This window comes from Streptococcus halichoeri, from assembly GCF_019774635.1.
GTDB classification, from domain to species: Bacteria; Bacillota; Bacilli; order Lactobacillales; family Streptococcaceae; genus Streptococcus; species Streptococcus halichoeri.
Genome location: NZ_CP081502.1, coordinates 1,373,688 through 1,387,944 on the forward strand (window position 1 = coordinate 1,373,688; position 14,257 = coordinate 1,387,944).

10 protein-coding genes are annotated in these 14,257 nt (G+C 40.6%); 9 read left to right on the forward strand and 1 reads right to left on the reverse strand.

All coding sequences use genetic code 11. The features are described 5' to 3' along the window. The first annotated feature begins 526 nt into the window (after positions 1 to 526). From K5J94_RS06570 to K5J94_RS06590, 5 genes are all read left to right on the forward strand, one after another. Positions 527 to 1,933 (forward strand): short-chain fatty acid transporter, encoded by a 1,407-nt coding sequence (locus K5J94_RS06570; protein ID WP_167547766.1) that lies wholly within the window; start codon positions 527 to 529, stop codon positions 1,931 to 1,933. A 476-nt stretch (positions 1,934 to 2,409) separates the two neighbouring features. Beyond that, positions 2,410 to 6,054: a S8 family serine peptidase gene (locus K5J94_RS06575; protein WP_221912677.1), complete on the forward strand. Its 3,645-nt coding sequence runs from the start codon at positions 2,410 to 2,412 to the stop codon at positions 6,052 to 6,054. A gap of 366 nt (positions 6,055 to 6,420) precedes the next feature. After that, positions 6,421 to 7,365 carry a glycosyltransferase family 2 protein gene (locus K5J94_RS06580; RefSeq protein ID WP_159559631.1) on the forward strand — a complete coding sequence of 315 codons (945 nt, stop codon included), beginning with the start codon at positions 6,421 to 6,423 and terminating at the stop codon, positions 7,363 to 7,365. Between the two features lie 84 nt (positions 7,366 to 7,449). Continuing rightward, positions 7,450 to 7,887 (forward strand): GtrA family protein, encoded by a 438-nt coding sequence (locus K5J94_RS06585; RefSeq protein ID WP_201447706.1) that lies wholly within the window; start codon positions 7,450 to 7,452, stop codon positions 7,885 to 7,887. A 372-nt stretch (positions 7,888 to 8,259) separates the two neighbouring features. Then, positions 8,260 to 9,096, forward strand: coding sequence for a glycosyltransferase family 8 protein (locus tag K5J94_RS06590; protein WP_159548095.1), 837 nt, complete (start codon positions 8,260 to 8,262; stop codon positions 9,094 to 9,096). Between the two features lie 172 nt (positions 9,097 to 9,268). Here K5J94_RS06590 and K5J94_RS06595 read toward each other — a convergent pair whose 3' ends face one another. Beyond that, positions 9,269 to 10,192 (reverse strand): polysaccharide deacetylase family protein, encoded by a 924-nt coding sequence (locus K5J94_RS06595; protein WP_221912678.1) that lies wholly within the window; start codon positions 10,190 to 10,192, stop codon positions 9,269 to 9,271. A gap of 437 nt (positions 10,193 to 10,629) precedes the next feature. On the opposite strand from K5J94_RS06595, the gene thrB reads away from it, so the two are divergent. The 4 genes from thrB (at position 10,630) to folP (ending at position 14,252) form a co-directional block, all read left to right on the forward strand. Beyond that, complete coding sequence (gene thrB, locus K5J94_RS06600; protein WP_159543799.1) at positions 10,630 to 11,496, forward strand: homoserine kinase; 867 nt, start codon at positions 10,630 to 10,632, stop codon at positions 11,494 to 11,496. A 95-nt stretch (positions 11,497 to 11,591) separates the two neighbouring features. Beyond that, on the forward strand, positions 11,592 to 12,860 hold the full coding sequence (locus K5J94_RS06605; RefSeq protein ID WP_159564556.1) for a bifunctional folylpolyglutamate synthase/dihydrofolate synthase: 1,269 nt from the start codon (positions 11,592 to 11,594) through the stop codon (positions 12,858 to 12,860). A gap of 18 nt (positions 12,861 to 12,878) precedes the next feature. Beyond that, positions 12,879 to 13,436 carry a GTP cyclohydrolase I FolE gene (folE, locus tag K5J94_RS06610; RefSeq protein ID WP_159564558.1) on the forward strand — a complete coding sequence of 186 codons (558 nt, stop codon included), beginning with the start codon at positions 12,879 to 12,881 and terminating at the stop codon, positions 13,434 to 13,436. 15 nt (positions 13,437 to 13,451) lie between these two features. Continuing rightward, positions 13,452 to 14,252 (forward strand): dihydropteroate synthase, encoded by an 801-nt coding sequence (gene folP, locus K5J94_RS06615; RefSeq protein WP_159583866.1) that lies wholly within the window; start codon positions 13,452 to 13,454, stop codon positions 14,250 to 14,252. Positions 14,253 to 14,257: the final 5 nt, after the last annotated feature.

Sequence of the window (14,257 nt, forward strand, 5' to 3'; positions counted from 1 at the left end):
GCTAGCCTGCCACAAAAGTTTGCTTTACAACTACGTGATTAACAAGAAAAACCAGGTGTTTATACGTGTTAAGCATCTGGTTTTTTATTTCTAAGTGATTGCTTCATCTGCCTATACTTCATACTCTTAACCCCCGTGATAAAGGCTATTGGAAGGACTTACAAGTTGAACGAACAGCTTATTGCTATCCTTCTTTGAAAATGGCTATCAGCATAGCTTGTTTGACTGCTCAAGTTCTTGGCCAACACGAGCTTTGGTTTGCCATAGTTAATTTTTCTCATTGTCACTTGATGGTGACTCTATTGTATGAGCTAGGCTTACGTCCATAAGAAGCATTTATGGCAGCAATAAAAAAGAGATAGTTGTTTATTTTGAAAATGCTGTCATAATTGAGATGTGGATGAAAACTTTAAAAAAGTAACACAGACCTGGATGACAACCGACGAAGCGCTTACAACTACTCGTCAAAAAGATCGTGTGATAAATAGGGAAAAGTTCTTCAGACCATACGAAAGGAAAGAACAACATGAATGATATCAAAAGCAAAAAAAGATTTATGGATCGTTACATTGATGGCTTCATGAAATGGATGCCAGAGTCGCTGTTTATCTGTTTTATCCTAACCTTTTTAGTGGTAGCAATGGCTATATTTATGACAGATAGTCCCTTGATTGGTGCAGAAAAAACAGGCGGAATTATCTATGGCTGGGTCAATGGTTTTTGGGGACTCTTATCATTTGCCATGCAGATGACAGTGCTTTTGGCAACCGGAAATGCAGTCGCTAGTTCACCACCAGCTCATAAACTCTTTAAATTTTTAGCAAAACTACCTCAAACAAGGACGCAAATCTTTATCTTTTCAATCATTGTAGGATCTGTTTTTGGTTTCTTACATTGGGGATTAGGCATGATGGTGGCGATTGTATTTGGTAGAGAATTGCTCGTCCAAGCCCGACAAAAAGGAATTAAAGTTCACACCCCTTTGTTTGTTGCAACCTTATTCTTTACCTTTTTACCAGCAACTTCTGGTTTGTCAGGGGCAGCCGTTCTTTATTCGGCAACGCCAAACTATTTGCGCAACAGTGTTGCACAAGCCTATAAACAGGTGGTACCTGAAAGTGTTCCCTTAACAGAATCTGTTTTAAATGTTCCTTTCATCAGTCTTTTGATTGTGTGTATGCTAGTACCCCTTTGTTTTGCCTTGTTAGCACATCCAAAAGACGACGCTAAAATTATGGAACTGGATGATGAGATCTATCAAAATAGTATTAACGGGGCCTCACATATCGTCATTCCTAGAAATACACCAGCTGAGAAGATGAACGCTTCACGGGTGGTGATGTACCTTATTGGTGGAGCCATTTTTGGTTACAGCCTCTATCACTTCTCAGTAGTGGGCTTATCTGGCCTTGATTTGAATAGTTTCAACTTCTTATTCCTTGGTCTAGGTTTATTACTTTGCGGTCAACAAGGTCCTGATTACTACGCGTCACTCTTTAAAGACGGCGTGATGTCTTCTTGGGGCTTAGTGCTTCAATTTCCCTTTTATGCCGGTATTTTTGGGATTATTCAAAGCACAGGTTTGGGACTAGAGATTTCTCACTTCTTTGTCAATATCTCAAATGGTACCACTTGGCCTGTTTTTGCTTATATTTATTCAGCCTTGCTTAACATTGCAGTGCCATCAGGTGGCTCTAAATTTGTGATTGAAGCGCCCTACATTGTCCCTGCAACGATTGAAGTTGGCAATGATCTAGGGAAAATTTTACAAGCCTATCAACTGGGAGATGCGACAACTAACTTGATTGTGCCATTTTGGGCTCTGTCTTACCTGTCCAATTTCAAACTCAAATTTAACCAGATTGTGGCCTACACGATTCCATGTGTCTTAATTGTTTCAGGTCTGGTCATCGTTTATTTATTAGTCTTTTAAATAAGAAGAAAGTTAGCAAAGGCTGTGGACATCTGTGCCCCGACCTTTGGATGTTTGACAGCTAATTTGCCGATCTAAAGTGGCTGGTTATCGGCTACAAAGCTCTTTGCTCTTTGCTTTTAGCTGTCATATTGCTTATTCTCTTAAAAGATAAGAGAATAAGCATCACAAGGTTTGAAAATGAGAGTATTTTAATGTAATAAGAAGGATTCCTCTGAGATGCTTGACGTTACTTGAAATTAGGTCCTTGTACAAAACATAAGCTAAGAAATTCCTTGATAGGAAATGCCATAAACAGAATGTTTTTTGAACTTGCTGATGCTTCATGCTGCTTTAAAACTAACCTAGAGTTGCAGGAATGAAGTCTTGCTGCTTAATTTTTGACCAAGTAGCCATTATTTTACTTAAACCTATTGTTAATCTTTTAACTTTATTGTAATATAATATACAGACTTATTTTGAAGGGAAAACATATAGTGAACAACCGTCACTCGAAAAAAGCAATTTTAAAATTAACACTTATTACGACTAGTATTTTACTGATGCACTGTAATCAGATCCAAGCAGAAGAAAAAGCCGCAAATGCACAAGAGCAGGCAATGCCAGCTGTTAGTGAAACTGTGGTCAAGAGTACAGTCTCTGTTGAAGATCTTGATTTAACCGCTGATCTTGATGGTAAAACCGAAGATGAACTATTAGAAGAACTATCAAAGGATCTTGATCTATCGACACTGGGACTTGGACTTGAGAATGAGGGGTTGACTAAGCCTGACGCAGCAGAGTCAACACTAGATTCTCCTAAAAATCAAGCTGACAATCTAGATACATTAGCCTTAACTTTAGATGGTTCAGAAAATAGCCCAATTGCTTATGAGGAAGAAGGTGTTCCTGGTAGCAAGTCATTATTAACTGTTGTGGACCCTTCTAAGGTTACGGGATTACAAGCTGCAACTCAAAAAGGTGCAGGCACATTAGTGGCGATTATTGATACAGGTTTTGATGTTAATCATGAGATTTTCCGTATTGATCACCAAACCGACGGCAAACGCTTGCTTCGCACTAAGGAAGACTTTGAAAAATTAAAAGCTGAGCAAAATATTGCTTATGGTAAATGGATAAATGATAAGATTGTTTTTGCTCATAATTATGATAAAAATACAGAAATCATTGGAAATGCAGCAGCGGCAATGGCAGACGTCTATGGACCAGAAGCCAGAAATATCCTACATGGTACGCATGTTGCAGGAATTTTAGCGGGAAATGGTAAGCGTCCAGCTGCAAATGGATTTTTGATGGAAGGATTAGCTGCGAATGCTCAGTTAATGCTGCTGCGGATTCCAGAAAGAATTGCTGCTGAACGTATGTCAGATAAATTTTCAGAATCTTATGCACAAGCAATTACTGATGCGGTCAACTTAGGAGCTCAAACCATCAATATGAGTCTTGGAAGAGCTGCAGACTCCCTTAATATTCTTAATGACAAGGTGAAAGCAGCATTACAATTAGCTGCCGAAAAAGGCGTAGCTCTTGTGGTTGCAGCTGGTAATGAGGGTGCCTTTGGCATGGATTACAGAAAGCCACGCGCTCTACATCCTGATTACGGGACTGTTAACAGCCCAGCCATTTCAGAGAATACTTTGAGTGTTGCTAGTTATGAGGCAGCAGCGACATTGAGTGAGGTGGTAGTAGCAACTGTTAATGGCGAGACTCTAAAAATTCCTATTACAACCTCTAAACCTTTTAATAAGGGAAAAACTTACGATTTAGTCTATGCCCATTATGGTACAGAGCAAGATTTTAATGCCACAGCTTTCCAAGGAAAACTCGCTCTTATTGAGCGTGGTGGCGGCCTTGACTTTGCCACTAAGATCAGAAATGCCCAAAAAGCAGGAGTTGCTGGCGTAGTTATTTTCAATGATCAGGTTAAAGAAGGTAATTTTCTTATTCCTTATCGAGAATTACCTGTGGGTGTGATGAGTAACTCAGCAGGTAATCGCTTAAAGAGCGGAGCTCCTACTTTAACATTTAACCATGACTTTGAAGTTGTTGAGAGTGTGGGTGGTAATCGTATGTTGCCACAATCTAGTTGGGGTGTGACACCTGAAGGAAATATCAAGCCGGATATAACTGCCTCTGGTTATGAAATCTATTCATCAGCTTATAATAATGACTATCAAACCTTGTCTGGTACTAGTATGTCTGCTCCTCATGTAGCAGGAATTATGGCAATGCTTAAAAGCCACCTGGCAGAAAAATATAAGGATATGAACTTAACGCCTAAGCAATTGTTAGAAATGACTAAAAACATTCTAATGAGTTCGGCAACAGCCTTATATAGTCAAGAGAGTCAGGCTTACTATTCACCTCGGCAACAAGGTGCAGGAGTAGTTGATGCAGAAAAAGCAATGGCCGCTCACTACTATGTGACAGGAACTGATGGAAAAGCAAAAATTAATCTTAAACAAGTTGGTGACCAATTTGAAGTAATGGTTACAATCCATAATCTTGGAAAAGAAAACAAAGATTTATTCTATCAGGTTAATGTGGTAACAGATCAGGTGGAAAATGGCGCCTTCACCCTCAAACCTCAAGCTCTACTGGATACTCCATGGCAAAAGGTCAGCCTAAGCGGCAAAGAGACTCAATTAAAATTCACCATTGATACCAGTCAATTCACTCAAAAATTAACAGAGCAAATGGCCAAGGGCTATTTCTTAGAAGGTTTTGTACGCTTTAAAGAAACTGAAACGAGTGCTACTGAATTAATGAGTATCCCATTTGTCGGTTTTAAAGGTGACTTTGCTAATTTAGATGCTCTTGAAGAGTCTATTTACAATAATCTTTCAAAGGGAACTTTCTACTACACTCCAAATCCTTCTGATCATAAAGACCAATTGGAATATAATGAAAATGCTCCATTTGAGACCAATAACTATACTGCACTTCTGACACAGTCTGCCTCATGGGGTTATGTTGATTATGTTAATAATGATGGCGAGCTAGAATTAGCTCCAGAAAGTCCTAAGCGAATCATCTTAGGTACTTTTGAGCGTGATGTCAACGAACAAATGATACATGTCTTAGAAGTAGATGCAAACCATCAACCATACTTTGCGATTTCACCTAATCAGGATGGTAACCGCGATGAGATTATCCCACAAGCCACATTCTTAAGAAATGTTAAAGATATTTCAGCTCAAGTTATTGACAAAGACGGAAACATTATTTGGGAAAGCGAATCAGTACCTTCTTATCGTAAAAATTTCTCTAATGATTCTACTCGAAATGCTGGTCATACACCGATGGAATTATTACAATGGTCAGGTTTAGATAAAGCTGAAAAGATAGTAGCTGATGGTATGTACACTTATCGTTTACTTTATACCCCAGTTGCTGAAGGAGCAATTCAGCAAAAGACTGATTTCCTTGTTCAAGTTAGCACGCAGGCCCCAATGCTGCCTTTAAGTGCTCACTTTGAGGACAATGATCGCACAGTCACTCTGGACTTGTCTAAAGAGGTGACTCAGACACCTGTCTACCGTGTTCAGCTAGTCTTGACCTATGTTTCAAATGATGAAGAGCTGGGTGAACAAACGCTTTATCACTACTTCCCAGTAGACAAAGACGGAAAAGTCCAGCTGCCAGAAATCATTCAAAGTGATGGTGAAGAGATTGCTGTTGCTCTTGAGCAATTAACAGTAGTTGTTGAAGACAAGGCTGGTAATTTTGCGACTGTGAAGCTATCAGATCTGCTCAATAAAGCTAAGGCTACTGATCCAGATAAAAACACTGATACACTCCCACAAGAACCTAACCAAGAAAAGCCAAAAGCGCCATCTGAGCAGCCGCAGCAAGGAAACGACTTGCCAAAAGTATCAGCTCCAGATGTTAACCCTAACCCAGCGAAGCCTTCTTTAGAAGAAGTAGGGGCAGAATCTAAAGCAAGCAAGTTAGACACAAAACCAGTACAGGTAACCGAGCTAACTGAAACAGCTACGCTGCAACAAGTCCTTCCTAACACTGCAGATAAGAAGAGTCAGGGAATAATCGCTGGAATGCTTGCCCTGTTGACGAGCGGATTCCTCTTTAAACGGTCCAAGAAAAAATATGATGATCAGTAAGATCACAAACAAGTAAGCTTAAACACATTGTTAACTGCTGGTGTTGAGGGCTGCTAAACATTATCAAGCAAGGCAGTTATCAAGACACCACATGAATACCCAGAAGGCTAAAATTTAGCCTTCTGTTTTTTAATTTAAAGAGCTCAGTTCCTAAATGATGGGGCGGCAAGCGCAGTTTGGCACCAGTTTAAGGAATAGCTGGCGCTGTTTACTTGCAATTTTCACATTTTTCGTAACCAAAGCAAAGCTTGGCAAACAGTCAGGTTTTATCTGCGATTTGCAAGAAAATGTCTCCAAGAAATCAATTTTGTGATAAAATAGATGAGTTAAATGGCATGAATGTGTAAATAAGGAGAAGGTGAGTTTATGGCTGATAGGACGAAGCGTTTGTCGGTTGTGGTTCCTTGCTATAATGAAGAGGCAACAATTGAGCTTTTTTTGGCAGAGACACAAAAATATGAAAGCCAGTTAGCAGATAGGTTGATATTTGATTATATTTTTGTAAATGATGGCTCAAATGATAAGACGTTAGAGGTTTTAAGGCAAATCAGTGCTAAGTGGGACAATGTCCATTTTATTTCCTTTTCTCGGAATTTTGGTAAGGAGAGTGCTTTACTTGCGGGCTTGGATTATGCAAGTGGGGACTATGTTACTGTCATGGATGCAGACTTACAGGATCCGCCTGAACTCCTTGGTGCCATGTATCAGAAGATTCTCGAAGGTTATGACATTGTTGGTACACGTCGTAAAAACCGCGAAGGGGAACCTTTGATTCGAACCTTTTTTGCGAAGCAATTCTACAAAATTATCAACGCTGTCTCTGAGACCAAGATTGTTGATGGTGCTCGGGATTTTCGCTTGATGACTCGGCAAGTGGTTGATAGCATTTTAGAGATGGGAGAGGTAAATCGATTTTCCAAGGGGATTTTTGCTTGGGTGGGTTTTGATACCTATTACATTGCCTTTGATAATCGGGAGCGAGTAGCTGGTGCGACCTCTTGGAATTTTTGGCAATTGGTGCGTTACTCGTTAGAAGGCTTCATTAATTTTTCTGAAGCCATGCTCAGTATTGCTACCTATAGTGGCTTGATGTCGTTTGTCGCTTCCTTGCTTGGTATTCTTTTTGTCATTGTGCGTAAGCTTACAGTCGGTGGTAGTGTTGATGGCTGGGCTAGTATGATTGTTGTCATTCTTTTTATTGGAGGTCTTCAGCTATTTTGCTTGGGCATTCTTGGAAAATATGTGGCCAAAATATTTTTAGAGACTAAAAAAAGGCCTGTTTATATTATCAAAGAAACCGACCTAAAGTAGCAGAGCTGGTAGGATCTAGGTGCTAACTATAGCGCTCGCCTCAGCAGACAGCTTAGCTCTGTCTCATTCAAAAACAGGAGAAACATGCTGATTCATTTTAAGAAAATCCTCCATCACGAGTTGGTGTTATACCTTATCTTTGGGATACTGACAACTTTGGTTTATATCCTTAGTCGCTTGTTTTTGTTTTGGCTAATCGGCCAGGCAACGCTGTCAGCGACTTTGGCAAACATTATTGCCATTTTGTTTGCCTTTGTGACCAACGACATCCTTGTCTTTAAGCAGGTCTCTACCGGATGGCTGGCGCGTTTGATCAAATTTGGCCTAGCTAGATTAGTCACTTTGGCTTTGGATGTCGCTATGGCTTACCTTCTCGTTGAACGCTTTCCTGGGCTTATTGGTCAATTTGTCGAAAATGATGTGACGCGTATCAATGGTATAGAAACCCTAATCGGCCAAGTTGTGGTCATTGTTGTCAACTATATCCTTAGTAAATGGTTTGTTTTTCGAAACACACAATAAATAGAACAACTTAGATGATCTTTGGCACTGTGATTGGCAGTGCTTTTTAGTTTGCAACTAAGTAGGGCTTCGTGCTGACACCCGAGAAAAAGCAGTCATTGTATATATTGGGGGATTAGCATAAGGGTTTGGTGATGTTTGCTGGCAGAAAAAAAGTCCAATTCTAAGAATGAAGAGGCTGGTCCAGTAGTGTTTTATCTCCAAGGAAGACGTGAGTGTATCTTGAGTACGGTACTTGGTATGGACCAGTGACATTCCTAGTAGCTAAGGGAAGTTTGCCAATTATCATGTCTTTAACTTGGTGCTAGATGCCTTCTTGAAAACTCTTGCAAAAGTCGCTATAATAGATTTTGATTAGATAAAGGAGCCCGTATGCAACCAATCAACCTTTTATTTTCAATTGATGACGGTTATGTGGACCAATTTATGGTCACCTTATATTCTGTGGTCAAACAGACCCCTGAGGCAACATTTGATGTCTATGTTTTGCAAAGAGATTTACTGCAAAAAGATGCTGACATTAGGGATTTTTGTCAACAGCTTGAGCGTGTCGTCTATCATCCCGTAGTGATTGGTGACAATCAATTTTCCGAGGCCCCTACTAGTGATAGATACCCTGAGACTATTTATTATCGTCTCTTAGCACATGAATTTTTACCTAAAAAACTTGAGCGCATTCTTTATCTTGATGCGGATATTCTCTGTCTAAATGACATTACCAGCTTTTATCATATGCATTTGGGAGACTATTTGTATGCAGCAGCAAGTCATACTAAGGAACGAAATGTGACAGAGCTGATGAATAAATTCCGGTTGGGTAACTTCGAGGCCTCCAATTATGTAAATTCTGGGGTTCTGTTAATGAATTTACAGGCTATTCGCACTACTGTTAAACGACAAACCATCTTGACATTTATAGAGGAAAAAGGCCCCTTGCTCTTTTTACCTGACCAGGATATTCTTAATGCACTATATGGCCATCAAATCTTAGTTATTGCCGATGACTATTATAACTTCGACACGCGAATGGCAAAGCTTTATTATTTGAGAAGTTCAGGTCAATGTAATGATGATTGGATTGTTGCAAATACGTTGTTTCTTCATTTTTGTGGACGAGATAAGCCTTGGCGCAAGCACCATCGTGGCCATTTTGGCCTACTCTATAAGCATTATCAAAGACAAGCACTGCAGTTAAGAATGAATGATTAAACTGTTAAGCTTAGTCAGCCGCTCAGATTGAAGAAAGCCCCCTCTTGTGCTGCTTTCTTCAATCTTTTTTGTTATGCACTAAAAGCTCCTCCTTTTCTCAAGATCTTATCAGTGTCTTGAGAAAAGGAGGAGCTTTTAAAAAATGCTTGTATAGACATCAAAAGCTACAGGTCTAATTTGCTATGGCGATTTGGGCTAGCAATTGCTGGGCAGAAGTCGTTGGCATCATGCGCACACGGTTTAAAGACAGCAGACCATCTGCTTGGCTAGCTAAGCCTTCATTGGTGGTAAGCCCGAGTTTATATCCAAGTGCTTTAGCAATGGCTAAGGTTTGCTCAGTGTAGCGGCCAGAAGGATAGGCAACAGTGGTGGTTGTTTGGTCCAGTTCTTGGTCTAAATAGTTTTTAGAGTCAGCTAACTCTGCTTCTTGAGTAGCAGGATCAGACTGTGCGAGATCTGGATGGTTGACGGTGTGGTCTTCAAAGGACATGCCTTCTTGCTTCATTTCTTTCATTTGCTCTAATGTTAAGTTGGCTGGACTTTTGGCTTGAGTCAGGCCGGTAATGACATTATTGGTTGCTTTTGCTTGGTATTTACGAAGAATGGGGTAAGCCATTTTATAAAAGTCAATCATACTATCATCAAAAGTCAACCAAACAATCTTTTCAGCTGGTTTTTCTTGTTGGGTTAAAACCCGGTAGGCTTCTGCAGGAGTAAGGAAGTAGTAGCCGGCTGACTTCAGGGCTTTGATTTGCTCTTCAAATAGCTTAGGAGCAATAATGAGATTGACATTTGGAGCTTCTTGCGGGGCCATCACATGGATGGCATGATACATGAGAATGGGAAAAGCAACCGGCTGTTTTGTTTTTTGCCAGTTGGCCTTTTGCTGCTTTGCCTTTTTAGTTTGAGGTATCTGAGAAGAAGGGTTGGTCTTACTTTGATTTACTGGCTTATGAGTGGCTCTTGACACCTGTCGTGTTGTGGTTGGATGGATGAGTGTCCTTACCAAATTTGGCTTAAAAAAGGTGAGAAGTCCAAGGACAAGTGTTAAGCAAAGGACAATGGCTACAAGCCCAGATAACATACGTTTTAGCATGGTAAACTCCTTTATAAAATCAATACCTTATTATACCATGTTTTTATGAGCTTTAAATCAGCTTTGGGAGCTTTTTTAGTGATTGCTGAGGGGAAACGCTGTCTTTGCCATTAATTTTTGGTATAATGAAGTAAATGGAATGTTGAAAAAGTTTAGCTATCTTGACATGCCACTAAAGCAAATCAGCTGGGTATTTGTACCCATTTTTGCTGATTTCATTCATCTAAGTTTATTAGGTATTCATACCAGTTGCATATTAATGGGAACAGACCAGGAGCTTTTTTAGTGAATGGATAGGGATTTCCGACAGGATCTATTTTGTTTGCTAAAGATGGCACTGTTATTGACTAAAAGTAGTTAGCACCGAGTTGGGTTGTGTTTTTTAGGAAACGGCCAGCCTCACCTCATTGAACGTTTTGAAGTGTTAGGAGACGAAGATGCTCATTAAAGTACCTGCAACATCAACCAACCTAGGACCTGGATTTGATTCAGTTGGTGTTGCTTTATCAAAATACCTTGAAATAGAGGTGCTAGAAGAAGCAGATGAGTGGTTTATTGAACATACACTAGATGGGATTGCCCATGACAAAAGTAATTTGCTTTTACAGACAGCCCTCCAAATTGCTCCGGATTTACAACCTCATCGCCTGCGAATGCTTTCAGATATTCCTTTGGCCAGAGGTCTTGGGGCATCGTCTTCCGTGATTGTTGCTGGAGTTGAGTTGGCCAACCAATTAGCTCATCTAGACTTGACAGCTGATCGGAAGCTTGCGATTGCCTCAGCCATTGAGGGGCATCCAGATAATGTTGCGCCAGCGATTTTTGGTTCCTTGATCATAGCCTCACAAGTTAATCGCGATGTCTCTTATATTAAGGCTCCCTTTCCCACAGTCGGAATAGTAGCCTATATTCCTGATTATGAATTAAAAACAACGGATTCTCGGGCGGTCTTGCCGCAGCAGTTTTCCTATAAGCAAGCAGTCACCTCCTCTTCTGTTGCCAATGTTGCCATTGCCGCCCTTTTAACAGGCAATATGGTTGAAGCTGGACGTGCTATTGAAAATGATCAATTTCATGAAATTTACCGGCAAAAGCTAGTTCCTGAATTTCAAGAAATTAAACATACCGCCAAACAAGTAGGTGCTTATGCTACCTATCTTTCAGGGGCCGGACCGACTGTTATTTCCTTATGTCCTATGGAAGTGGTTCCTGACTTGTTAGAGACACTTCATAAGCTTAATTTAGCTGGAGAGGTTCTTGCTTTATCGGTTGATCAAGATGGCTTAGTTGTATCGGACAATTGATAATAAGATGATATAAAAAAGTGGCTTTGTGCAATCGCTTCCGCTTTTTTTATGCTGTGCTATACTAGTTAAGGAGAGAAATAAAGAGGTAGCTCATGACTTATCAAGAAGTTCTAGAATGGATACAGGGGCAATTAAAATTTGGTATCAAACCAGGATTAGAGCGTATGCGCTGGTGTTTGGCAGCATTAGATAATCCTCAAGAAAAGTTAGTAGCGGTGCATGTGGTTGGTACGAATGGCAAGGGATCTACTGTAAATAATCTTCAACATATATTAACGCAATCTGGCTATGAGGTGGGAACTTTTACATCACCCTATATTATGGATTTCAAAGAGCGAATCAGTCTTAATGGGCAAATGATCTCTGAAGCTGATTTAGTGTTGGTAGCAAATCGGGTCAAACCTGTTGCCAAACGGCTAATCCAAGAAACTAGCTTTGGCCAGTTGACAGAATTCGAATTAATTACGCTAATCATGTTTGTGTATTTTGGTCAGGTTCATCCGGTAGACATCGCAGTAATCGAAGCAGGTTTAGGCGGCCTTTATGACTCTACCAATGTTTTTCAGGCTGAGTTGGTGATCTGTCCATCCATTGGCTTAGATCATCAAGCCATCTTAGGTTCAACCTATCAGGCTATTGCTAAACAAAAAGCTGGCGTCATTAAAGGAAGTGAGCCGGTTTTAATCGCCATTTCCAATCCCGATGCTCGCCAGGTTTTTGTGGAGCAGGCAGCCCAGCTGAACTCACCTTTATATGAATTTTCTCGTGATTTTAATTTACAAAAAGCAGAGCAGGGTTTTTATTTTACCGCGGATCAAGTTTCAATTGCTGGCATTGATGTGGTTATGCCAGGTAAGCATCAGGTGTCCAATGCGGCTTTGGCCATCATGGCTGCTTGCTTATTGCGCAAGCGATTTCCTAAGATCACTGTAGCCGCTATTAAGCGTGGTCTGGCAGAGAGTTACTGGCAGGGGCGCACGGAGCTTTTGGCTCAGAATGTCATGATTGATGGTGCCCATAACAGAGAAAGTGTTTTGGCCTTGATTGAGGTTTTAAAAGAGCGCTATGCCCTCAAAAAAATCCATATTTTATTTGCTGCTATTGATACTAAACCCATTGCGGAGATGCTGGATTTGCTAGGAGACCAGGGCGACTTGCAGGTGACGACTTTTTCTCATCCAAAGGCCTATCCTTTGGACGCTTATCCGGCAAAATATCCTAAAGTTGCGCATTTTCGTGACTGGTTAGCTAAACGCCATGTCAACAGTAATGAGGATTTTTACTTAGTGACAGGCTCCCTTTATTTTATTGCCCAAGTACGACAATATTGGTTCAATGAAGAACCCACCTCAGTAACTTAACAGTAAAGGAATCAAAAAATGAATATCGAACAGGCTGAACAAGCTATTTATCACTTACTTGAGGCGATGGGGGAAAATCCAGAGCGTGAAGGTTTAGTTGATACGCCAAAACGTGTGGTAAACATGTACAAGGAAATGTTTGCCGGCTTACAAAAAGAACCCAAAGATCAGTTTACTGCCGTCTTTACAGAAAATCATGAAGATGTTGTTATTGTAAAAGATATTTATTTCTATTCAATGTGTGAGCATCATTTAGTCCCTTTTTATGGTAAGGCCCACATTGCCTATTTACCTAGTGGTGGACGAGTGACAGGGCTAAGTAAACTAGCACGAGCAGTTGAGGTGGCTAGCAAAAGACCGCAATTGCAGGAACGCTTAACAGCTCAAGTGGCAGATGCCCTAGTTGAGGCACTTGATCCCAAAGGTGTCTATGTTTTGCTCGAAGCAGAGCACATGTGTATGACCATGCGAGGGGTTAAAAAACCTGGTAGTAAGACTTTGACAACGACAGCAAGGGGAATCTACCAGGCTGACAAAGAAGCACGTAGGGAACTATTAACGTTATTAAAATCGTAAGGAAAGGAAAATAGCATGCAGATAGGAAAGTATTCCCTTGATGGCAAAGCTGCAATTATGGGGATTTTAAATGTGACCCCGGATTCGTTTTCTGATGGCGGGGCTTATAATTCAGTTGATTTAGCCTTGCAACAGGCTAAGCGAATGATTGCAGAGGGTGCAAAAATTATTGATGTTGGCGGGGAATCAACCCGTCCAGGTAGCCAATTTGTCTCCACTGCTGAAGAAATCAATCGAGTGGTACCGGTCATCAAGGCTATTAAAAAGCATTGTGATGTTTTAGTGAGCATTGATACCTATAAAACAAAAACAGCGCAAGCTGCCTTAGCAGCCGGGGCAGATATTTTAAATGATGTCTGGGCGGGCCTTTATGATGGCCAGATGTTTGAGTTGGCCGCTAAGTACCAGGTCCCGATTATTTTGATGCATAATCAAAAAGCAGAGAGCTATCAAGATGTCACCAAAGAAGTGTGTGTGTTTCTTAAAGAGCGAGCGGCTATGGCGCAAAAAGCAGGGATCGCCAAGGAAAATATCTGGCTTGATCCTGGTTTTGGTTTTGCTAAAAATGCTCAGCATAATAAGGATTTGTTAAAGGGCCTCAAGCAAGTCTGTCAGCTGGGTTACCCTGTTTTATTTGGAATTTCACGCAAACGTATTGTAGATGTTTTAATGGGAGGTCAAACGAAAGCCACTGAGCGTGATGGAGCTACAGCAGCCTTATCTGCTTATGCCATAAGTCAGGGATGCCAGATTGTTCGTGTCCACAATGTTAAGGCTAACCAAGACATTGTCTCTATTTTTAGCCAGCTTATGTGAGGTAG

Excerpts from the sequence above, each read along its gene's own strand:
- K5J94_RS06570 (WP_167547766.1), top strand. The coding sequence starts at position 527 with ATGAATGATATCAAAAGCAAAAAAAGATTTATGGATCGTTACATTGAT.
- K5J94_RS06580 (WP_159559631.1), top strand. The coding sequence starts at position 6,421 with ATGGCTGATAGGACGAAGCGTTTGTCGGTTGTGGTTCCTTGCTATAAT.
- K5J94_RS06585 (WP_201447706.1), top strand. The coding sequence starts at position 7,450 with ATGCTGATTCATTTTAAGAAAATCCTCCATCACGAGTTGGTGTTATAC.
- K5J94_RS06590 (WP_159548095.1), top strand. The coding sequence starts at position 8,260 with ATGCAACCAATCAACCTTTTATTTTCAATTGATGACGGTTATGTGGAC.
- K5J94_RS06595 (WP_221912678.1), bottom strand. The coding sequence starts at position 10,192 with ATGCTAAAACGTATGTTATCTGGGCTTGTAGCCATTGTCCTTTGCTTA.
- thrB (WP_159543799.1), top strand. The coding sequence starts at position 10,630 with ATGCTCATTAAAGTACCTGCAACATCAACCAACCTAGGACCTGGATTT.
- K5J94_RS06605 (WP_159564556.1), top strand. The coding sequence starts at position 11,592 with ATGACTTATCAAGAAGTTCTAGAATGGATACAGGGGCAATTAAAATTT.
- folE (WP_159564558.1), top strand. The coding sequence starts at position 12,879 with ATGAATATCGAACAGGCTGAACAAGCTATTTATCACTTACTTGAGGCG.
- folP (WP_159583866.1), top strand. The coding sequence starts at position 13,452 with ATGCAGATAGGAAAGTATTCCCTTGATGGCAAAGCTGCAATTATGGGG.